Annotated in this window: 19 protein-coding genes; all 19 read right to left on the reverse strand. The window is 50.6% G+C overall.

Annotation, left to right across the window (positions count from 1 at the left end):
* Nucleotides 1–2: 2 nt before the first annotated feature.
* Entirely contained in the window at nt 3–1,469 is a 1,467-nt protein-coding gene (locus I8U18_RS07960; RefSeq protein ID WP_198064674.1) for a lipopolysaccharide biosynthesis protein, read from the reverse strand.
* Nucleotides 1,470–1,503: 34 nt separating this feature from the next.
* Entirely contained in the window at nt 1,504–2,250 is a 747-nt protein-coding gene (locus I8U18_RS07965) for an acyltransferase (RefSeq protein ID WP_033100374.1), read from the reverse strand.
* 14 nt (nt 2,251–2,264) lie between these two features.
* Nucleotides 2,265–3,578, reverse strand: coding sequence for a nucleotide sugar dehydrogenase (locus I8U18_RS07970; RefSeq protein WP_033100375.1), 1,314 nt, complete (start codon nt 3,576–3,578; stop codon nt 2,265–2,267).
* A gap of 21 nt (nt 3,579–3,599) precedes the next feature.
* Complete coding sequence (locus I8U18_RS07975; RefSeq protein WP_033100376.1) at nt 3,600–4,706, reverse strand: DegT/DnrJ/EryC1/StrS family aminotransferase; 1,107 nt, start codon at nt 4,704–4,706, stop codon at nt 3,600–3,602.
* A 16-nt stretch (nt 4,707–4,722) separates the two neighbouring features.
* Nucleotides 4,723–5,748 carry a Gfo/Idh/MocA family protein gene (locus tag I8U18_RS07980; RefSeq protein WP_033100377.1) on the reverse strand — a complete coding sequence of 342 codons (1,026 nt, stop codon included), beginning with the start codon at nt 5,746–5,748 and terminating at the stop codon, nt 4,723–4,725.
* 341 nt (nt 5,749–6,089) lie between these two features.
* Nucleotides 6,090–7,289: a glycosyltransferase family 4 protein gene (locus tag I8U18_RS07985; RefSeq protein WP_033100378.1), complete on the reverse strand. Its 1,200-nt coding sequence runs from the start codon at nt 7,287–7,289 to the stop codon at nt 6,090–6,092.
* Nucleotides 7,290–7,610: 321 nt separating this feature from the next.
* Nucleotides 7,611–8,036 carry a 3-hydroxyacyl-ACP dehydratase FabZ gene (gene fabZ / locus I8U18_RS07990; RefSeq protein WP_033100379.1) on the reverse strand — a complete coding sequence of 142 codons (426 nt, stop codon included), beginning with the start codon at nt 8,034–8,036 and terminating at the stop codon, nt 7,611–7,613.
* A 200-nt stretch (nt 8,037–8,236) separates the two neighbouring features.
* Nucleotides 8,237–9,553, reverse strand: a complete 1,317-nt coding sequence (locus I8U18_RS07995; RefSeq protein WP_198055542.1) for an NAD-dependent malic enzyme — start codon at nt 9,551–9,553, stop codon at nt 8,237–8,239.
* 76 nt (nt 9,554–9,629) lie between these two features.
* Complete coding sequence (locus I8U18_RS08000) at nt 9,630–10,154, reverse strand: CDP-alcohol phosphatidyltransferase family protein (RefSeq protein ID WP_033100381.1); 525 nt, start codon at nt 10,152–10,154, stop codon at nt 9,630–9,632.
* A gap of 84 nt (nt 10,155–10,238) precedes the next feature.
* A complete protein-coding gene (locus I8U18_RS08005; protein ID WP_033100382.1) occupies nt 10,239–11,102 on the reverse strand; it encodes a DNA-directed RNA polymerase subunit beta in 864 nt (287 codons plus the stop codon).
* 276 nt (nt 11,103–11,378) lie between these two features.
* Nucleotides 11,379–11,663: a sporulation transcriptional regulator SpoIIID gene (spoIIID, locus tag I8U18_RS08010; RefSeq protein ID WP_198064675.1), complete on the reverse strand. Its 285-nt coding sequence runs from the start codon at nt 11,661–11,663 to the stop codon at nt 11,379–11,381.
* 212 nt (nt 11,664–11,875) lie between these two features.
* Complete coding sequence (locus I8U18_RS08015) at nt 11,876–12,565, reverse strand: M23 family metallopeptidase (RefSeq protein ID WP_033100384.1); 690 nt, start codon at nt 12,563–12,565, stop codon at nt 11,876–11,878.
* An 89-nt stretch (nt 12,566–12,654) separates the two neighbouring features.
* Complete coding sequence (gene spoIID / locus I8U18_RS08020) at nt 12,655–13,680, reverse strand: stage II sporulation protein D (RefSeq protein ID WP_033100385.1); 1,026 nt, start codon at nt 13,678–13,680, stop codon at nt 12,655–12,657.
* Between the two features lie 265 nt (nt 13,681–13,945).
* Nucleotides 13,946–15,241, reverse strand: a complete 1,296-nt coding sequence (gene murA / locus I8U18_RS08025) for a UDP-N-acetylglucosamine 1-carboxyvinyltransferase (protein ID WP_033100386.1) — start codon at nt 15,239–15,241, stop codon at nt 13,946–13,948.
* Between the two features lie 21 nt (nt 15,242–15,262).
* Complete coding sequence (locus I8U18_RS08030; protein ID WP_033100387.1) at nt 15,263–15,991, reverse strand: YwmB family TATA-box binding protein; 729 nt, start codon at nt 15,989–15,991, stop codon at nt 15,263–15,265.
* A 72-nt stretch (nt 15,992–16,063) separates the two neighbouring features.
* Nucleotides 16,064–16,303, reverse strand: coding sequence for a DUF1146 domain-containing protein (locus I8U18_RS08035; RefSeq protein ID WP_198055544.1), 240 nt, complete (start codon nt 16,301–16,303; stop codon nt 16,064–16,066).
* A gap of 228 nt (nt 16,304–16,531) precedes the next feature.
* The gene (locus tag I8U18_RS08040) at nt 16,532–18,052 is read right to left on the reverse strand and encodes an NADH-quinone oxidoreductase subunit N (RefSeq protein WP_198059387.1); all 1,521 of its coding nucleotides are present in this window, start codon (nt 18,050–18,052) and stop codon (nt 16,532–16,534) included.
* A 4-nt stretch (nt 18,053–18,056) separates the two neighbouring features.
* Complete coding sequence (locus tag I8U18_RS08045; protein ID WP_033100389.1) at nt 18,057–19,580, reverse strand: complex I subunit 4 family protein; 1,524 nt, start codon at nt 19,578–19,580, stop codon at nt 18,057–18,059.
* Nucleotides 19,577–21,442: an NADH-quinone oxidoreductase subunit L gene (gene nuoL / locus I8U18_RS08050; protein ID WP_033100390.1), complete on the reverse strand. Its 1,866-nt coding sequence runs from the start codon at nt 21,440–21,442 to the stop codon at nt 19,577–19,579. The genes I8U18_RS08045 and nuoL overlap by 4 nt, the downstream gene beginning before the upstream one ends.
* Between the last annotated feature and the right edge of the window lie 15 nt (nt 21,443–21,457).

Here is a 21,457-nt window from a genome sequence, read left to right on the forward strand (position 1 = left end):
TCTCACCCTTTTCCACCTAGTTTAGGCAATGCCCGACCGATTCGATTCAGTGAACGAATGGAAAACAGCCCGGTTGCAAACACAGTGCCCATCGTCACTCCCAGTGCCAGCAAATAATAGAGCCATGCGTTTTCCAGATGGTTGGCTTGCACATAAGTAATGCCGATCATGGAGATAAAGAAGACTGCGAGATAGATGGCAATCGAGCGAAACCGGAAGTTGATAGGATATACCTTTTGGTTTTGATAGTACACCCAAACGATGACGATCAAGTAAGCCAATACGGTCATGGAAACCGAACCCCAGATATTGAAGATCGGCACCAGGATCAGATTACCCACCAAATAAACAACAGCTGCAATCATAAAACCATAGGAAATCACTTTGGTTTTCTTTTTGATCAGCAAACCGACACCGAACACGTTTTGCAAGACGTTGAAAAAAGTGCCGAGTGAAACAGCCCAAACATAAATATATCCCATACCATAACCGTGTTTTCCGACGGTGTAAAGGCCGTAGATCCATTGGATAAAAAAGGTTAAGATCATGACCGCGAGCGTTCCGACCACAAGCAGAGCCCGGCCGACCAGGGCGAACAGCTCCGGAGCATCTTCACGATCTTTGATCGACATGGAAAAAGGCCGCCATGCCAGCTGAAACGGAGAGGTGATCAACACAATAATGCTGGCGAGCCGCATCACCGCTTCATAAATGGCGGCGTGTTCCGGCGAAGCCAAATGGTAGATGATCGGTCTGGAAACGGAACTCATCGCCCAAAACGCCAGCAAGGTCGGAAGGAGCGGGGCTCCGTAACGAATCAGATCCGATAAGTGCCGGCGTGAGATTTTCAGGTGAAATTCCCCTCGGAACAGATAGAGCAAAATGAGAGCCACACCTACTTGACCGATCAACTGTCCGTAAAAGATCCCCATGACCCCGTCGTGAAAATAGGCCAAAAATAAAATGCTCAGGAGATTAGAACCGATCACATAGGCCATACTAAAGATGTTAAAGGTCCAGACCCGGCGGCTGTACCGGGCATACCCCAAAATATGCTGAATCACAATAGCGCCAACTGTCGCAAGGAAAGCAACCGGCAGCAAATAGGTATAATTTTCACTATTCGCATAAAGTGCGTCTGTCAAAGGCCCGCCAAACAAGTAAACGAGCAGGGTGAAAACGATACAGGTTCCGACACTGAAAAGAAGTGCATTGGTAAAATAGATTCGGCGGTCTTCCACCGTCTTGGCATCATAAAAATAAAAAGCCATCGCGGCATCTGTACCCAGAATGCAGACGTACTGGAGCACCATGGTCACGACATTGGTCTGTCCCCAGTCAGCGTATTTCCCCATGCTCAGGTAGGCGATAAAGACGGGGCCAAGCATGGCCGAAACCAGCTTGTTCCCCATGGTTGCGATGGCAAAAGCGGCAGAATCGGAGAATAATCTCTTTATATATTGTTTCATACGCTACACCTTTTCCGTATATGAGGTGTGGTGGTTAATCCTGATTTTCCAATTTTTCGCGATCCGGCACTTCACGCAAAACACGTGCAGGCACCCCGACATAAACTTTGGCCGTTTCCGTATCGCGGTGAACCAAAGCACCGGCAGCAATAAAACTTTCCTCCGCCACGGTTACACCCGGCAACAGAATGGAACCGCCTCCCACGCGGGCTCCCCGTTTCACCAGCGGGCCCTTAACGAATTTAAACCGCTCTTTGGTCCGTCCCATAAAGTTATCGTTGGTTGTGGTCACGGTTGGCGCGATGAAGACGCGCTCTTCCAGGGTCGTATAGGCAGTGATGTAAGCATTCGTCTGAATTTTGGTGAAAGAACCGATTTCCACTTGATTTTCCACGGCCACTCCACGCCCGATAACCACACGGTCACCGATTGTGCATTTTTCACGGACAGAGGCCTGATCGCCGATCATAACCTCTTTGCCAAACGTGCTCCCCCGGTAAAGGACGGTATTGGCCCCGATCGTCGTTCCGTCGCCGATGGTGAGCGGCGGCAGATCGGCATCCACTTTTACCGTGGAACTCTTGGCCGGACGAGGCCAGCGCCCCAACACGCAGTTATCTGAAATATATACGTTTGATCCGATCACAGTTCCTGCATGAATGGTTACATTATTGCCAATGGTCACGTTATCGCCCAACACGACTCCTTCTTCTACGACGGAAAAGAAGCCGATGGAGACACCTGTCCCCATCTTGACTGACTCATGCACAAAGTTTTTCATGGAAAAACCCGCCTTTATAGTTTTTCGTAATCCGCTTCGATTTTTTGTACATCTTTCAGCGCATTCCGCGTATCAAAGATGACTTTCGCTTTTTTGGCAATCAATTCGTAATCAAATGCGCTGTGATCGGTCGTGATCAGGACAAGATCGGCAGACTCGAGCAATTCTTCGGTCAACGGCACGGTTTCATACTCTTTGTCTCCGGCACGGAAGGTGGAGATATGCGGGTCAACCGTCACAAAATCAGCGCGATATTTTTCAAGGAGTTGCACGATCTCCATCACCGGCGATTCGCGATAGTCGTCAATATCTTTTTTGTAGGCGACGCCGAGCACGGCCACTTTCGCTCCGTTCAACGCTTTGCCGTAGCGATTGAGGACTTTCATGATGCGGTCGACCACGAATTCCGGCATTTCATTGTTGATTTCCCCGGCCACTTCGATCAGGCGGGTGTGGTAGTTGTATTCACGCGCTTTCCAGGTGAGGTAGAACGGATCGATCGGAATGCAGTGACCGCCCAGCCCCGGTCCCGGATAAAACGCCATATAGCCATAAGGTTTTGTTTTTGCCGCATCGATCACCTCCCAGATATCGATGCCCATTTTATTGCACAAAATCGCCATTTCATTGACCAGGGCGATATTGATATTGCGGAAGGTGTTTTCCAAAATCTTCTCCATCTCCGCCACTCTGGGGCTGGAGACGACGTGAACTTCCCCTTCGAGCACCGAGCGGTAAAGCGCAGCGGCAATCTCCGTACATTCCGGCGTTACCCCGCCAACCACTTTGGGCGTGTTTTTGGTGTTAAATACTTTGTTGCCCGGGTCTACCCGTTCCGGCGAATAAGCGAGGAAGAACTCTTCTCCCACTTTCAGGCCGGTTTCCTCCAGAATCGGTTTGACCACTTCTTCCGTCGTTCCCGGATACGTCGTGCTTTCCAGAACAACCAGCATGCCGGGATGAAGGTATTTGGCGATGCTTTTCGCCGAATTCTCCACATAGGAGACATTGGGTTGCTGATATTGATCAAGGGGGGTGGGAACGCAAATAGCCACCGCATCTACATCGGAGATGAGGGAATAATCAGTGGTTGCACGAAGCAAACCTTCCGAAACCAGTTCTTTCAGCTCTTCATCCACAACGTCCCCGATATAGTTGATTCCTTTGTTCACCATGTCGACGCGGTTTGGCAGGATATCAAAGCCGATCACTTTAAAGCCCGCTTTTGCTTTTTCGACGGCGAGCGGCAAACCGACATATCCCAATCCGACAACGCCGATCACGGCTGATTTATCGTTAATTTTTTGCAGCAATGTTTTTCCGCTCATGGATCATTCCATCCTTTGCCCTTATTTGTTGTAATACGTTTTAATCGTATCGACAATCGCGTGAATGGTTTCATCGGAGAGCTCTGCATAAAGAGGCAGCGCAAACGTGCGTTTGGCCATGTACTCCGCATTGGGAATGCTTCCTTCTCCGTAACCGAGCGATTCATACACTTTCTGGCGATGCAATGGCACCGGATAGTAAACGCCGGTGGAAATTCCTTTTTCCTTCAGGTATGCCATCAGATCGTCGCGGTCTTCCGCCTGCACGATGTAAAGATGATAAATGTGCTTGCGATCTTCTGCGGCATATGGCGTAACCAGCGGAGTATCCTTGAGCAATTCATTATAAAGTGCCGCTTTTTGCCGGCGGGCATTGTTCCAGTCATCCAAATGGCGCAATTTGATGCGCAGGATGGCGGCTTGAATCGCATCGAGGCGGCTGTTGTACCCGAGCACGCTGTGATAATATTTCGGATTGCTTCCGTGGACGCGCAGGATGCGAATCTTGCTCGCCAATTCATCATCATTGGTAACGACCATCCCGCCGTCTCCATATCCGCCCAGGTTTTTGGTCGGGAAAAAGGAATAGGTTGCTGCATGTCCGAGTGAACCGATCTTGCGTCCTTTATATTCCGAACCCATCGCTTGTGCGGCGTCTTCCAGCACAAACAGGTTATGCTTTTCAGCCAGTTCCATAATTTCATCCATGTTGGCCGGCTGCCCGAAAATGTGAACCGGAATGATCGCTTTCGTTTTTTCATTGATTTTTGCCTTGATCTGATCAACATCGATATTGTAGGTTTTGGGATCAATATCGACGAAAACGGGGGTTGCTCCCAGTCTGGACACGACCTCGGAAGTGGCGAAAAACGTAAACGGCGTGGTGATCACTTCATCTCCGGCGCCAATGCCCGCAGCATCCAGAGCCAGAAGAAGCGCATCCGTTCCATTTCCAACTCCGACCGCATGTTTCACGCCGACGTAATTGGCCACTTCTTCTTCAAATGCCTTTACTTCCGGACCCATGATGTACTGCCCGCTGTCAAGCACCTTTTCAACAGCGGTTAATACTTCGCCGCGAATTGTTGCCAATTGTGCTTGTAAATCTAACAAAGGGATGTTTTTCATGGTTATCCTGACTCCTTTATTTGCGGTTTAATTCAGCCATGCGTACCGGTTTTCCGGTTTCGGCAGACTCGATGCAAGCAATCACGAAGCTGAGCGCTTTCCGTCCTTCTTCCCCGGAGACAACCGGCGTGCGGTCTTCGCGGATCGCATCCGTCATATCCTGAATGATGCACTGGTGACCGGGAATGCCGTAAGGGTCCTTTTCCACCTGCTCGATGACCGCTTGTGCTTCGTCCTCTTCCAGTCCCTCAAACTTCCATTGCTTGATCCAGTTTGCGGTTGGCCCGCCGATGATGGCCGTCCCTTTTTCCCCGAAAATACTGAGGGATTCCTCCAGATTGCGCGGATAAATGGTGACAGCCGCTTCAAGCACGCCGAGAGCGCCGTTTTTAAAACGGATGATCGAAACCGACGTATCTTCCGCTTCAATGTCACGAACACGGGTCGCATGATATGAGGAAACTTCCTCGATATCGCCCATCATCCACAGCAAAAGATCCATATTGTGAATGGCCTGGTTCATCAACACGCCGCCATCCATCGCTTTGGTTCCGCGCCAGGGTGCCTGGTCGTAATAAGCTTGATTCCGGTTCCAGCGCACGGTCGCATTGGCGTGACCCAGTTTTCCAAAAGCCCCGTTCTCCAATTGTTTGCGCAATTGGACGACAGCCGGGCGAAAACGGTTTGGATGAACGACAGCCATTTTCACTCCATTTCGCTCACAGGCATCGATCATTCGATCGGCATCTTCCAGGGTGAGCGCCATCGGTTTTTCCACGATCACATGTTTTTTCGCTTCAGCCGCCTGTACGGTCAAATCTGCATGCAGTCCGCTGGGGGTGCAGATATTCACCACATCGATATCCGATTTCAGCATTTCCGATAAATCGGTGTAACCGCGAACGTCGCCCACAGCAAACTCCTTCAGCCGCTCTTCGTTGGTATCGCAAACGGCTGCCAGCTCGGCTCCTTCCACTGCCGCTATGGCAGCCACGTGCTTTTTGGCAATATGTCCACAGCCTACAATTCCATAGCGTATCACAGAATCGCCCTCTTTTCTTATCCACAAAATCGGTCAACACGATTTACATTTTTAAGTATCGCTCATGAGAATAAAATGGTATTGAAAAACGAACAACAAAGTGGATTGTTGCGTCAGGCTCTTACACCTTGATGCAGGGGAGTGAGCAAGATCGCTCTGGCAATTATCCCCCGAACGCGGATCAAACCTCTTTCGTTCCGTGACGTCAACGGAGGTCATCCGCTCTCAAAAATCCCTCTTTTCATCCTGATTATTCACAAGCATATATTACAGTAACGTTACAAACCTACCATACACTGTAACATAGTTGAAATGTTTTGGGTATCCCCACATCAAAAAAGTCATAAACTTTTCCGTTCTATCACTTCTTTGTAACACTCTTTGGTTCTGGCCGCATTCTGTTCCCAGGTCAGGGATTTGGACGCCTCCAATGCCTGCTCTCCCATTCTCCGGCAAAGCTCTTCATCCTCCAGAATTTCCCTCAAGGAAGCAGCAATGCGTTCCACATTCTCGCTCGGGACGAGCCAACCCGTCTCGCCGTTTCTCAACACCTCTGAAATTCCTCCGACATCCGTTGCCACCATCGGCCGGCCGCACCCCATCGTTTCCAGCAAAATCGACGGCAATCCCTCGCTCAGGCTGGTCAATGCGACCACATCCGCACTGCTGATCCACAAAGGGATCTCGTCATAGGGTTTTCTGCCCAAAAAAGTTACATGTGCCGCAATGCCCAATTCCTCCGCCTGCCGGGCCAATTCTGCGCGAAGCGGTCCATCTCCGACCAAATAAAGGCGGATTCCGTTTCCATCCGGAACGATTTGCTTAAACGCTTGCAAAAGAAAATGAACCCCTTTGACCGGGAGCAGGTTTCCCACAAACAACACGCTTTTTTCCCGTTCCGGCAATCCCAGTCGCCGCCGTGCTTCTTCTTTCGCCACCGGGAAGAACTGCTTGGGGTCAAAGCCGTTATAGATGGTGGAAACGGAAAGGTCCGGCCACATGGCCAGTGCTTCTCTTTTCAGCCGGTCACTCACTGCGATCACATGATCATTTCCCTGAAGTGCACGAAGCGTGCGGGCATGGACTCCCTTGTTCCGCTTTGGATAAAGCAAAATATCAGATCCGTGGATCGTGCTGACAACCGGGACTCCAAACTCCTCTTTCAATTTTGCTCCTGCATAACCATCCGGATAAATCGTATGGCAATGGATCAGGTCGAAGGAAAATTCCTCGCGGATGGAGGAAATCACTTTTCGCAGTGAATCGATATAGTAATTCCCATACTGCGAAAAGAAAAATCCACCCGGAAACATCCGTGTCGGCACATAATGGACGGGAATTCCCTCTCTTACCATCCGCCCGGGCAAACGGCGGTACCCCCGCCATTTCGGATAAAGCGGAAATGAAGGCATCGGGGCGACGACGCGAACATCTAGCCCGGCCTCTTGCAGTGCTTTTGTTTGGTTTTGCACAAAAATTCCCGCCATCGGGTTTACACCATTTGGATACATATGGGAAATAACGAGTATGCGTTTTTTCATCGTCCAACACATCCTTCAGAAATAAAAGACCAAGCGGATTTCATTTCCACTGATTCTCCGGGGGTAGATCGGGCCAAATCGGTGATAATAAGCATAACACCCCTTTTGGAGGAGAAAGGATCATGAGAAGACAAAAAATGGCGAGTGATTCGTATGACTCCATGCTCGGAATCATAAACGGGATAATGATTAGTCTTCCATTATGGGGTATTCTCTATTTCAGTCTTCGCCTTTTTCATCTCTGGGATTAACCGAAACGGACATGAGAAGGAAGGTCCTCCTTTCACGGACCTTCCGCTTTTATGTATCAAGCTCTTCCGTTCAGGAAATGGCAAACATCAATTCTCCCTCGGCCACCACTTTATCACCGATGCGGGCTGTCCCTTTCCCTTTGCCTACCCGTCCTTTGACGCGGGTCATTTCCACCTCCAGCGTCAGCACATCACCCGGCTTGACCTGATCGCGGAAACGCACATTGTCGATCCCGGCAAAGAACGCGATTTTGCCGCGATTTTCCTCCAAGCTGAGAACCGCAACCGCTCCCACCTGCGCCAATGCTTCAATGATGAGAACTCCCGGCATCACCGGATATTCCGGAAAATGGCCGAGGAAAAAAGGCTCGTTGATTGTCACATTTTTCACACCGATTGCTTTCTTTGCCGGCTCAAGGTGCGTGATCTTATCGACCAGCAAAAAGGGGTAGCGGTGCGGAATAATTTCCTGAATCTGCTTTGCATCAAGTTCCATGATCAAACTCCTTTCCATTCTCAGGGCTTTCCGGCTTCAGGCACTTGTCATCATTATAACGAATGGGCCCTGGAAATACCAAGGGAGCGGCGCCCGCAAAATGGGCGGATTTCTTACAAATGAAGGTGCATTTTCCCAAACAAAAAAGACTCCGGCATCTGAGCAGGAGCCTCTTTTCTTAATGCTTTCATCAATCATCTTCAATTTTTTTGCGAAGCCACCTGTTCCACGGCGCGGGCCACTCTTCGATGCACTTCCGGATCAAGCGGGTGAGGAGCCAGTTCTCCTTCGCTGGTGCAATCGGCGATAGCCTGTGCCGCCGCTACCAGCATCTCATGGGTGATATCACGTGCGCCGGCATTGAGCACCCCGCGGAAAATTCCGGGGAATCCGAGAACATTGTTGACCGAACGCCCGTCCGCGGCAAATGCTGCTCCCGCTTTCAGGGCACATACCGGATCGATCTCCGGCTTCGGATTGGAAAGCGCCAGAATCACCTGCCCCTGACGAATCATCTCCGGCTTGATCAGGCCCGGAACGCCAGTGGTTGCCACGACGATGTCACATTTTTCCATCAACTCTTCCAGTGAACCGAGCGGTGTGCCACCGTATTGCCGCAAACGGTCGAGCGCGGCTGCCTGACGATCCACCCCGCACATCTCTTTAACTCCATAAGCCATAAACATGCGGCAAATGGCCAGTCCCGCCGCCCCCAGACCAATCTGTCCGACGACTGCGTCCCTCAGTTCAATTCCGGTCGCACGACAAGCCGAAATCGCTGCGGCAAGAGTGACAACGGCCGTTCCGTGCTGGTCATCATGCATGACGGGAATCGGGAGTTCCCGTTTCAGGCGTTCTTCGATTTCAAAGCAATGCGGGGAACCGATATCCTCCAACAAAATGCCACCAAAACTGTGACTGATGTTCTTAATCGTGCGAACCACCTCATCGGGATCGCTGGTGTCAAGCAAAATCGGGATACCGCTGATTCCGGCAAAGCGGTCAAATAATGCCGCTTTCCCTTCCATCACCGGCATCCCGGCCAGCGGTCCGATATTTCCCAATCCCAAGATGGCCGTACCATCCGTCACAATAGCCACAGTATTGCCGATGCTTGTATAATATCGGGCTTTCTCCGGCTCTTCCTGGATTACGCGGCAAACGTCAGCCACACCAGGGGTATACACCCGGCGCAAGTCAGCCAGTGAGCGTATATCCAACTTGCTGACCATCCGGATTTTCCCACCTTCGTGCGCTCTCAGCACCTCATCTGAAACTCCGTGCACATAAATGCCGCCTCCAAGTGCTTCGATCGCCCGCACAACCACTTCCAATTGTTCATCGCTTTCAAATTGAACCGTGATATCACGAACGGTGGAGAGCGGTCCGATTTTGATAGTGGTAATATCCCCGATATCTCCGCCGGCCTGTCCGATCGCAGTGGTGACTTTGCCCAAATTGCCCGGTCTGGAGGGGGTTTCTACGATAATAGTACGTGTAATATTTCGTGCCGTCATTGGTGCACCTCCCCATTCCCTTATCATACAAAATCTCTTTATATAAAAAAAGAATCGGTTTTATTTTCGCCGATTCTTATTGCATCATCCGTCCATTGACCGTTTTCAATTGCAGCATATAGATGAGCGAAGTGATATAAGAGAGCACAATCACCGACCACAAGAACGTTTCGGCATTCGGCAAGTCGAAAAGAAGAAGGAATAATGTCAAATAGAAAAGAACGGTTGTCAGCTTGCCGAAAATGTTGGCCGGAACCGTTTTTTTACCGCGAAAATGAAAAATCGCCGAGCAGACGATCATGGTAAAATCGCGGAAAAAGATCGCAAAAGCCGCCCAAAAACTGATTTTCCCCGAAATCAGAAGCGACAGGAAAATGGCGATCATCATCAGCTTGTCCGCCAACGGGTCTAACATAATTCCGAGCTGGGTAATCTGTTTGGTCTTGCGCGCTAAGTATCCATCCAACACATCAGTCAAACCTGCGAGAAGGATAATCCCAACCGCCCAGTACATGTGGCCCGGCAAATCCGAAAAGAAAACGAACAGATACAAGGGAATAAAAACAAAGCGAACCAACGTAATCAGATTGGGCAAATTCACCAGGATCCCTCCTCACAGTTACTGATTTTCACACGATCCCCTCTTCCGAAAAGAAAAGCTCCCGTCTGTACAACCTCGACGGGCCTATTTCGTAAAGAGCAAATCATAGATATGGTTCCACATGCTCATATTAAAAAGATCGCCTGCCGGTTGATCCCCGATCACCGTATGACCGATGATGAATCCTACAATCAAGACCACAACGATCGTAACGGGGAACCACAGGATTTTGGCTATCCGCGCCAGGTTTTGGCTCGAAGATTTTTTATCTTCTTTTGCATCTTCCCCAAAACGTTTATCCTGTACACTTGGTTTCTCTTTTGCTTTGGTTTTTTCTTTTACCTTGGGCTTTTCTTTCTGTTCCTTCGACTTTGGTTCTTCTTTTTCTGCTTTTGCGTTCGATTCTTCTTTTTTCGGAAGCGGTTCTGCTTGAAAGACAGGTTTTTTAACTTCCGTTTTAAACTGCGCCTGTTCTTCGCTTTTGGTTTGCTTGGGATCGATCAGGTACTCCTTAAAGTCAATCGGAGTTAATGTGTCTTCGATCGTAAGCTCCCGCTTGGCCGTCTGCGTTGACTCGGCAGAAGAAGCAACTTCCTTTTGCGGGGTTTCCCCTTCTTTGGCCAGGCCCGCTTTCCCTTGCGGCTTGGAGAGAGGATCTGCATCCTCTTTCGGAGAAGATTTCGGCGAATTCCCGGCAACGCCCGCCGTACTGGATTCGTTTCCATCTTCTTTTTTGGGAGAAACCGCCTCATTTTTTTTGCTTTTGGCCAAGATCAGTTCTATATCCTGCTCTTCCTCTTCGTCTTTGCTCCATTTCAGCTTTCCGACGGGCAAACGCGTCATTTCTTTGGTTTCCGAAGGCGAGCTTTTTTCTTTGGTTTCCTGTCCGGGACTTTCAACCGTTTCCGACTTTTTGTCAACTGGGGTTTCTTTATTTGGATAACTCATCTGCATTCCTCTCCAAAGGCTTACTTCTCCACATTATGATTCAACCATCTATAAAAAGCTCGTCCAAAGCAAAACAACAAGCAATTGATAAAATCCAGCTATGTTCATAATAGAATATATCGTAACTATTAACATAAGTCTACACTTAGAGCTGGAGGAGTTTGAACGTTTCTTATACAGAAAAGAGCACCGGAGACTGTCAGGCCACCTCGCAAAATGAGATTTTCTCTCTCTTTTTTTAATCTTATGTAATGCGTCCGGTGCCACAGGAAAATATTAAACTTTCAGTGAAACTTCCCCTGATTTATTTTCCTTATTCCGCTTATATTTGATCTTTGTCGCTTCTCCTCCTCGAATATGGCGAATGGACTTATGATATTCCAAAATTTCCTTCACCTGATTCGCTAAATCGGGATTGATTTCGGGAAGCCTCTCCGTCAAATCCTTATGCACGGTACTTTTGGAAACGCCAAATTCCTTGGCGATCATTCTCACGGTATTGCGCGTCTCCACAAAGTAACGCCCGATCTTTATGGTCCTTTCTTTTATATAATCATGCACCCGCCGTGCCCCCTTTCATTCATTTGGTACATTATATTGACAGGGGGTAGGGGTTATTCTTTCGAAACGCGCTGAGACAGGCATAAACAAGCTATTTTTTATGGGTCGCGGCAGCCTCCGCTCCTCCCGAGTTGCTGCCCCGTTTTCCCCCCTCCGGCTTCACCATTTTATGGATACAAAAAAACGCCCTCGTTTTTGAGAGCGTTTCGCCTTCAGGAATTTGGCAGATATTCAGCCGGATTCATTGCTTGATGATCCTTGTTTCTGACTTCAAAATGCAAGTGGATGCCCGCTTCTCTTTCAAAGCTGTTCCGGCCTGCTGTGGCAATCACCTGTCCTTTTTTCACCATTTGCCCTTTTTTCACCTTGACTTCTTTCAGACTTTGGTAGACGGTCGTAATCCCGCTGTCGTGTTGGATTTCGATTTGGTATCCCACAACCGGATTCGCTTCAACACGAATAACCTTTCCTTCCAATGCCGCGACAACATCAAATGACTTCCCGTCCTTGCGGGCAAAGTCAATCCCGGAATGCGGCCAAAAGGAATTGGCATATTTGACCAGCGAAGCTTCCCGCTCCTTTTCGGAAGCCGCTTCATCATAAAAACCCATCGTCTTCACCGCATGCGCATCCGGGGCAATCGGCAACACGAAATCATCATCTGTCGGATTGGATGGAATCGGCTCCATCGGCAGAGATTGTTGAACGGTGCGTTTTGTTGTCTCGGTCACTTGATGAACCCGATAATCCTGATACCACCAAGCAATAGCTAGAATCAGTGCTGCCGCGGTCAGGTAAACGGCCGGGAAAAACCATTTCTGGGCAAATAATTTTTTCCACTTCAAACGGCGCTTCGCTTTTTCAAAGTCAGAAACTTGATTTTTTGGTTCCTCAGGTTTCATGAACAATCACCTCAGGAACCATTGTCGACCTCGAAATCTCTTTTTATACCCAAGCCTGCAAATTTTTGGTATATTCCCCGAACCCCTCTTTATCCGACACTTGAAGAATCGGGGATCGGGCTGATATCCACGCCGTGATAGTAATATTTGATAATTTGCTCCACCTTTTTCCCCTGTTTTGCCATCATGTTGGCTCCCCATTGGCTCATGCCGACCCCATGCCCGTAGCCTTTGGTGGTGATCTGCACGCGATCCCCCGTGATTTTCCAGGAAAAATCAGAGGATGGGAGATTCAGCGCTTCCCTTACTTTGCGGCCGCTCAATAACTTGTCCCCCACCCTGACCTGGGCCACACGATTGCTCTGAGTCCGGTTGATCACTTTTAACAGAGGCTCCCCGGTCGAGGCAGACAGGCTGATTTTAATGCCGAGCGACTTTTCCAGCTTTCCGATCAATTGCGTCAATGACATGCTTTGCTGCTGCAAAAACTTGGGAGAGGTTTCATCCCAGGGCGACGAAACGCTGCGCAGATAAGGGTACTTCTCGTTGAAATAATCCTCGGAGTTTTCCGTCTGCCCATTGCTTGTCGAGAAAAAAGCGGCATAAATCGGTTTTCCCTGGTAGGTGATAATCTCTCCTTTGGTAGCCGCAACCGCTTCGGAAATCCTCTTCCAATTTTGCTGATACTTGTTTCCCCATTCGCGATGCAGCTTTTCGTTTGTCGTATACACCTGGTGCTGCACCGTATCGGTGACATAGGCGCTTTTCGCTTTTTCTCCCCACTCAGCCATATCCTTGAAATTTCCTTTTTCCATCCGGTCGACGATATACGTTCTGGCCGCCAGCGCCTGCGCCTTTAATGCTTCCATGGCAAAGTCGGCCGGCATCTCTGAAGCAACCACTCCGCAGACGTATTGCTCCAGGGGGATCTCGACGACGCGTTGTTCCTCCGTCAAAAAAACCCGCACCTTCCACTTTTGCTCATCTACGCTCTTTGTTGCACCGGAATCCGCCAATGTGGGAGAGGAATCCGATCCGATCCACACCAACACAGCCGGAATGACGGTAATCACCAGCAACAACCCCAGAAAGACAAACAGGTATCCCTTATGCAAGCCGCTTTCGCCTCCGATTTTTGTATAGTGCCGGTATTGGGTTACTCCATCTCCTGAGTACCGATTAAATCACTATTAAACTATGAAAAGCGGAAAGCGGTTTAGAACAAAAAACAGAATGTAACCGATGGGTGAGGACATTGGCGAGACAAACCGGAACGCAGGAAAGTCAAGATGAGTCACATCCCGCCATGCAATCGCGCTTTGATAGAAAAAAAGAAAAGCGACCACCTTTCACACGGTGATCGCTTTCCTGTTACTCATTTCAGGCAAAGGATTTTTGTTTGAGATGACTTGCTTCTTCCACGGGTACGCGGGCGATCTTGGCCCCGAGTCCCCGCAGCTTGCCCACGATGTCCACATATCCGCGGTCGACGTGATGCAGTTCGGTCAGCTCGGTGATCCCCTCGGCTGCCAGTCCCGCCAGGATCAGAGCGGCCCCCGCACGCAGATCGGTCGCTTTCACCTGCGCTCCGGACAGCGGTTTCCCGCCGTCGATAATCGCAGTCCGACCGTCGATTTTGATTTGCGCTCCCATCCGTTTAAACTCTTCCACATGCATAAAGCGATTTTCAAACACGGTTTCCGTCAGCAGGCTGGTCCCTTTTGCCGTCAGCAGCAGCGCCATCATCTGCGACTGCATATCGGTGGGGAATCCCGGATAAGGAAGCGTTTTGACATCGGCCGGTTTCAAATCTCCGTCAGCCCGGACATGAATGCCGTTTTCCCCGTCCAGTACATGGACTCCCATCTCGCGCAATTTGGCGATCAACGGAACGAGGTGATCGGAAATGGCTCCCTCAACGAACACCTCACCGCGGGTAATCGCAGCTGCAACCATGTATGTTCCCGCTTCGATGCGGTCGGGAATGACGGTATACTCCGTTCCGCGCAAGAAATCCACACCGTCGATGCGGATTTCATCGGTACCGGCCCCCCGCACTTTCGCTCCCATCGCATTGAGGAAATTGGCCAAATCGACGATTTCCGGTTCACAGGCGGCATTTTCGATAATGGTGCGCCCTTCCGCCAGCGTCGCGGCCATCATGATGTTTTGGGTCGCCCCCACACTCGGGAAATCGAGATAGATCGTCGCACCTTTCAGCCGGTCGGGGACATACCCTTCAATAAAGCCCTGTCCCGTCTCAAACTGAACCCCCATCGCTTCAAATCCCTTGATGTGAAGATCGATGGGACGGCTACCGATTGCACACCCTCCGGGGAGCGGAACACGTGCGCGTTTTTTGCGAGCGAGGAGAGGCCCCATGACCAACACGGACGCTCTCATTTTGCGCACCAAATCATAAGGTGCTTCGGTGGAGATCATTTTTTCCGCATTGATCACGACATTGTCTTCATTCAGCGTTACGGCAACTCCGAGGCGCTTCAGCATCTGCGTGATTGTTTTGACATCCTCCAGCATCGGTACATCCAGAATCGAAATTTCCCCTCTGGAAGCCAGGATCGATGCCGCAATCAACGGAAGGACGGCATTTTTTGCCCCGTGAACTTTTACTCTGCCTCTTAATCTCGTCCCACCCTGAACAATAATTTTTTCCATAGCTCTTCCCCCCCATAAGACCTAATATTCTATGGTGATAATCGGAGTTCCTAATGTCAATATCAAGCGATGAGTGTCATGGTTCATCCGTGCCGCAACCTGTACATTCATCACTCCACCGCCTGTCCGAATGCCGCTGGAGAGTAGGGGAGAAAACAAGGATAGGCTAATGGTGCGGTCTGTCCGCATCTCTTCCACTTCTCTTGCTTTAAGCATCCGGGTTACCCGGGTCAACAAGTTTTCAGCATCAGTATGCCCAACCGACGCGGTACCTTGTACGGAAAAATGATAAGAAGGGATGATTCCGTTTTCTCGCAAAACCTTCGTACAACGGTCACGCGCTTTTGCAAAATCAGCCCCGGGCTCCCCCTTCCCGATCAGTTGAAGGGAAAGATACGGCCGAACCTTATCGCTGGACGGCTCATCGTTGATCATAACCCATTGCACCAGGAGATCCGGTGCAATCCATCCCGTTGCCGTATATCGGATTCCGTCTGTTTCTGCATTTTTTTTCAACGAAGCTGTGCCTAAAGAGACTTGGAGCTTCCCAGCCAATTGGTCCATTCTCTCTTTCGTCATTGCATCCGGTGTACGGCTTCCAAAATGGAGCACATAAAGCTCCGGACGTCCACCGACAGAATGAAAAACCTGCAGCAATTTTTGTTCCGGTCCCAATTTCATCTGGGAACCCATCAGCAAGAAGGAAAACAACAGCCAAACGGTTGCTTCAATCAACCGAAATTTCCTCATCATCCTTCTCTCCCATAAATTAATATTATTCCCATTTTTCGCATTTACGGGAGAGAATATACCCATGATCCCCTAAAAGAGCTGCCCCAGCAGTTTGGACCAACCCAGATAATCGATGAAGAAGGTGGCGAGCTGATGCCCCAGGACCAAGGCCAAAATCACATGAAGAGCCTTCACTGCAGTTGTTCGCCCTTTCTTGAAAATGACTTCGAGGCGAACTCCCGTCAGCACCCACCAACAGACCAAAATGCAGGCGAGCGAAATGAGTATGTCCACCAGAGAAGAAAGCGCCAATTGCGTCGCTCCATCCATCATATGCACTCCTTCAGGCACATGTTCTCACATGGTATCATGGTACAAAAAAATGAACGGTCGCGCAAAGTTTTTTTCTGATTGGCAAACAAATTTCGATTTTCGCCTGCCTGTTTTCCCGACGCTTCACCCGGAATTGCCGGTAAAGTCGGCTGTTCTCAAGGCATTCCGCAAAAATACCCCGCTTCGTCCGACCAGGAAACGGGGTATTTTTTGTCCCGATCACCCTTATTGTCGAATCGCATTTTGCGCCTGGGCAAATGCGGAATGCCAATCGATTTTGCCCAATTCGTGCAGGAGAAGGTCGGGAAACAACCCGAGCGCCAGCGTTCCGGCAACCCCGATCGCCAGAACGGCCCAGGCTGCCCAGGAAACGCTTACCCTGGGGGCGGCAAGATCCGGCGCCCGAAAATACATCTGGCGTATAAACTCAAAGTAGTAATAATAGGAAACAATCGTTGTCAAAATCATGGCGGCTGCGAGCCAGGCCTGATTGCTGCCGACGGCGCTGGTAAGCAGGTAAAACTTACCGAAAAAGCCGGCTGTCACCGGAAAACCGGCCAACGAGATTAAAAAGATGGTCATGACACCTGCCAGCCAGGGAGAGCGGCGGGAAAGTCCGGCAAAGGCGCTGATCTGGTCGTTTTTACTGCTTTTTGCGATGCAATCAGCCACAGCGAATGCCCCTGCCGTCATGAACAGATAAGCACACAGGTAATAGAACAGGCTGGGAAACAGATCAAAGCCTACAAATCCCAGCGTCGAGAGCGGAACCAAAACATACCCCGCCTGGGCGATACTCGAATAGGCGAGCAGACGTTTGGCATTGGTTTGCCGCAGCGCCGCCGTATTGCCGATAATCATGGAGCAGGCCGCCAAAATCATTAACAGCCATGAGACAATTTCATTCCAGGCTCCCGTGCTGACCAACGGGAGATAAGCGATCAGGAGAACCCGGGCCACAAGGGCAAACGCAGCTGCTTTGGAGACCACGGCCAGAAAGATGGTAACGGGTGTCGGGGACCCCTGGTACACATCGGGCGTCCAGGTGTGAAACGGAGCGGTGGCAATTTTGAAGCCAAAGCCGACCATCATCAAAAAGAGCGACACATAGATATATGCCTGATCTTGCGTTGCCACCATTTCCACCATTTTTCCCTGAATCGCAAACAGGTTCGTGGCTCCCGTCAATCCGTACAAAAACGACATCCCGTAGAGGAGAAAGGCCGAAGACACCCCGCCCAACACGACATATTTCCATGCCGCTTCATTGGAATGCCGATCGCGTTTGTTTATGCCCACCAATATGTACGAGGACAGACTCAGCAATTCCAACCCCACATACAGCGCGAGCAGATCAGCCGACGAAACCATCATCATTCCGCCCAAAAGAGCTGCGAGCAAAAGTATATAGTATTCGCCTTTCGGTTTGGGCTGTTCATTCTTCCCCCCGGCAAGGGAAAAGAGGATCGTCAGTCCTCCCCCGCCCAGCAGCAGGGCTTTGAAAGCCAAACTGAAAGAATCGACCCGATACGAGTCATTGAGGATCTGATAGGGCGGATGTCCAAACTCCATTCCGACGCTGACGCCCGCAGCAATCACGGCAAGCAGGCCGAGCCAGCCAATCCAATTGCGCGATGTCGATTCTTTGAGCAATAGCTCAAGAATCACAAGAAGGGCGGCGGCAGAGACAATGATCAGCTCCGGAGCCATGACCCTCAGATTAAAATCAAGCAATGTATGTTCCATGTCCCTACCCTCCGATCTTCGCTACCAGATATTGTAAGGTATGGTGCATCGGTTCGCCGAGCGCCGCCGGGTAAATTCCGATCAGCACGATCAAACCGACCAGCACGAACATGGGGACGCTTTCCTTCGCTTGGATGTCGAGACTGTTGAGATAGCGTTCCTTCAGCGGGCCAAATGTCGTTTGCAACAGAAATCTCAATACATAAACGGCGGCCAAAATGAGGCCGAGCGCTCCCACCGAAGCCACAATGGGACGCACTTTAAACAAACCGAGGAAGGCGAAAAATTCGCTGATAAATCCCGACAATCCCGGCAACCCCAACAAAGCCAGCGCACCGACCATCAAAATCCCAGAGAGGACGGGCATCGTTTTGGCCAATCCGCCCAAATCGTCCAACAGCGTCGTTTTGGTGCGATGGTACAAACTCCCAACCAGGAAGAAGAGCAGGGCGGAAATTAACCCGTGGGAAACCGCCTGGAAAATCGCCCCTTGCAATCCGATTTCATTTAAAGATGCGAGCCCGAACAACACGATCCCCATATGACTGATGCTCGAGAAGGCCAGCACGCGTTTCAGTTCCCTTTCCACAAAGGCCAGGATCGCGCCGTACAAAATATTGACCAGCCCGAGAATGGACAAGACAGCAGCCGCTTCCTTCATAAACCCCGGGAACAGGCCCACCCCGAACCGGATTAAACCATAGGCCCCCATTTTGAGAAGAATCCCGGAGTGGATCATCACCACAGGCGTCGGCGCTTCCACATGCACCCGCAGCATCCAGCTGTGAAAGGGAAAGATTGGCAGTTTGATGCCAAACGCGATGAGCAGGCTTATGAAAATGAGCCAGAGCATCGTTTGCGCCTGCGGTGGCAACAATGCCATCTGAGTGGCCAGCTGGGCCATGCGTTCCTGTAAAACCGAATAATCGAGTGAGCCGAAAAAGAGGAGCAGCCCGACCATGGCAAAAAGCAGGAACCCGGAACCCAAACCGGTATAAAGCAAAAAGTGGTTAGCCGCCTTCTCCTTGCCAAGGTAGCCCCAGCCGCCAATGAGAAAGAAGGTGGCGATTAACGTCACCTCAAAAAAGATGAAAAACAGGAACAGGTTTGCCGCCAGAAACACCCCTGCCATCCCCGTCTGCAAAATCAGCAGGAGCGCATAATAGGCTTTTGTCCTCTGTTTGATATAAAGGGAGGCAACCGCCGCCAATGTGCTGACGATACAGGTGAGAACGACCAGTGGCAGCGACAACCCGTCAACGCCCATGCTGTAATGAAACTCCCAGGGCATTCCACCGAAAATCGGAATCCGGAACCAGGTAACGGACTTAAACCACTGCATTCCGTTCAACGCCGGATCGAATCGCTGATACATCACAATTGCCAAAATCAGCGACGGAATCGTGCTCAAAATCCCGACGAAGCGGTGCCCTTTTACCAGATCACGGGGAAAAAACAGCAAAATCACCGCACCGAGCAGTGGAAAAAAGGTGACGAGCGTTGGCAACCAATCAACCCAACTTGTCATGGAAACAACCTCCCCGCTGTCAAACCGACAATCAAGATCACAAATCCGATCAAGCTAATTAAAACGTAGGTCTGCGCTTGCCCGTTTTGCAGGCGGGATCCGATTCTTCCCACCAGCTGGGCAATCCAGGCGCTCAGGTAAACGAGCCCGCCAATGAGAAAGCGGTCAAAACCGGTCAGTATCCAGCCCAGTCCCTTCAGCGGCCAGACAAGCACGGCCCGGTAAAGCTCATCGAGGTAATACTTCCGATAAACGACCTGATATGCCCAAGGGACAGACTTTGCCACCCGTTCGGGGCTGATCCGCTCTGAGGCGTACATGGCATAAGCGAGAAAAATGCCGGCGGCCGCCACAACAATCGCCACTGCCGAGATCCACACCGGCGCATGCTCAAGCGAAATGGTGGCAGTACCGGTACGGGTCAGCCAATGTGCCAGCCGGTCTCCGGGAGTGTTGAAAAACCCGCTGATGATCGACATAAAGGCCAAAATCAGAATCGGGACCATCATGACCCGCGGCACCGGCTCCCTGTTTTTCTCTCCTCGCGCCTGTCCCGCAAATACCATAAAGAAGAGGCGGAACATATAAAAAGCGGTGAAGAAGGCGGCAAGCACCCCGACGATGAACAAACCGGTTCGCCCGTCGGCATACGCCGATTCCAAAATCTCATCCTTCGAGAAGAAACCGGAAAAAGGCGGAATTCCCGAGATCGCCAAACATCCGATCAAAAAGGAATACCCCAGCCATCGATGTGTTTTCCACAATCCGCCCATTTTTCTCAGATCCTGTTCGTGGTGCAGGCTGACGATCACTGCACCTGCGCAGAGGAAGAGAAGGGCTTTAAAAAAGGCATGTGTCATCAGATGAAACATCCCTGCCACATAACCCGTTGATCCCAATGCCAGCATCATATAGCCGAGCTGGCTCACTGTCGAGTAAGCGAGCACCCGCTTGATATCATTTTGCGCCACACCGATCGTCGCAGCGAAAATCGCCGTAAATCCGCCGACATAGGCAACGACGTTCATCGCCTGATGCGAAGCGGTGAAGAGGAAAAAGAGATCTGCCACCAGATAGACACCGGCGGCCACCATCGTCGCAGCATGGATCAGCGCACTGACCGGAGTCGGGCCTTCCATCGCATCCGGCAACCATGTGTGAAGCGGAAATTGCCCCGATTTTCCGACAGCGCCGACAAAAATCAAAATGGCGGTCAGGGTGATGATCCCCGGGGTCAGTTTACCGTTCAGAACCGCCGCTTTTACATCCATCACCTCAAAACTGCCCACATGCCAGTAGAGCAAAGCGATGGCGATGAACAAACCGACATCCCCGATCCGGGTGACCACAAACGCTTTGCGGGCTGCCTCCTTTGCTTCCGGCTTGAAATACCAGAAGCCCACCAATAAAAACGAGCAAACGCCCACTAATTCCCAGAAAAAATAGATTTGCAGCAAATTGGCCGACATCACCAGACCCAGCATGGAGAAGGTGAACAGGGTTAGATAAGCATAAAACACGGTAAAGCGCTCATCTTTCCGCATATACCCGTACGAATAGAGATGAACGAGAAAACTCACACCGGACACGATCACCAGCATCAGGACATTGACCGGTTCCAAACGCATGCTGAGAAAAACGGCCTTTTCCCCGAGATGAAACCACGGTATGCTCCATGTGATCGTCTGCCCTTTGCCCAAACTCCCCCACAGGACCGGCAGTGTGACGGCAAATGAGGCGAAAGTGGCGATAATGCCGATTCCCGCCGCCGCCTTTTCCCCCCAGAACCTCCTGCCAAAAATCAACAAAAGGAAAGCGAGGAAAGGAAAGAGGGGAATGAGGAGTGCAACTTGTGCGCTCATATGAAATCCTTCCTT

Source organism: Thermoactinomyces sp. CICC 10522, assembly GCF_016055075.1.
Lineage (GTDB): Bacteria > Bacillota > Bacilli > Thermoactinomycetales > Thermoactinomycetaceae > Thermoactinomyces_A > Thermoactinomyces_A daqus.

Bases quoted from the DNA above. Each gene is read 5' to 3' on its own strand.
- nuoL (WP_033100390.1), bottom strand. From the start codon at position 21,442: ATGAGCGCACAAGTTGCACTCCTCATTCCCCTCTTTCCTTTCCTCGCT.
- I8U18_RS08030 (WP_033100387.1), bottom strand. From the start codon at position 15,991: ATGAGGAAATTTCGGTTGATTGAAGCAACCGTTTGGCTGTTGTTTTCC.
- I8U18_RS08005 (WP_033100382.1), bottom strand. From the start codon at position 11,102: ATGAGTTATCCAAATAAAGAAACCCCAGTTGACAAAAAGTCGGAAACG.
- I8U18_RS07995 (WP_198055542.1), bottom strand. From the start codon at position 9,553: ATGACGGCACGAAATATTACACGTACTATTATCGTAGAAACCCCCTCC.
- I8U18_RS08035 (WP_198055544.1), bottom strand. From the start codon at position 16,303: ATGGATGGAGCGACGCAATTGGCGCTTTCTTCTCTGGTGGACATACTC.
- I8U18_RS07975 (WP_033100376.1), bottom strand. From the start codon at position 4,706: ATGAAAAACATCCCTTTGTTAGATTTACAAGCACAATTGGCAACAATT.
- fabZ (WP_033100379.1), bottom strand. From the start codon at position 8,036: ATGGAACTTGATGCAAAGCAGATTCAGGAAATTATTCCGCACCGCTAC.
- I8U18_RS07960 (WP_198064674.1), bottom strand. From the start codon at position 1,469: ATGAAACAATATATAAAGAGATTATTCTCCGATTCTGCCGCTTTTGCC.
- I8U18_RS08015 (WP_033100384.1), bottom strand. From the start codon at position 12,565: ATGAAACCTGAGGAACCAAAAAATCAAGTTTCTGACTTTGAAAAAGCG.
- I8U18_RS07985 (WP_033100378.1), bottom strand. From the start codon at position 7,289: ATGAAAAAACGCATACTCGTTATTTCCCATATGTATCCAAATGGTGTA.
- I8U18_RS08040 (WP_198059387.1), bottom strand. From the start codon at position 18,052: ATGGAACATACATTGCTTGATTTTAATCTGAGGGTCATGGCTCCGGAG.
- I8U18_RS07965 (WP_033100374.1), bottom strand. From the start codon at position 2,250: ATGAAAAACTTTGTGCATGAGTCAGTCAAGATGGGGACAGGTGTCTCC.
- I8U18_RS08045 (WP_033100389.1), bottom strand. From the start codon at position 19,580: ATGACAAGTTGGGTTGATTGGTTGCCAACGCTCGTCACCTTTTTTCCA.
- murA (WP_033100386.1), bottom strand. From the start codon at position 15,241: ATGGAAAAAATTATTGTTCAGGGTGGGACGAGATTAAGAGGCAGAGTA.
- I8U18_RS07970 (WP_033100375.1), bottom strand. From the start codon at position 3,578: ATGAGCGGAAAAACATTGCTGCAAAAAATTAACGATAAATCAGCCGTG.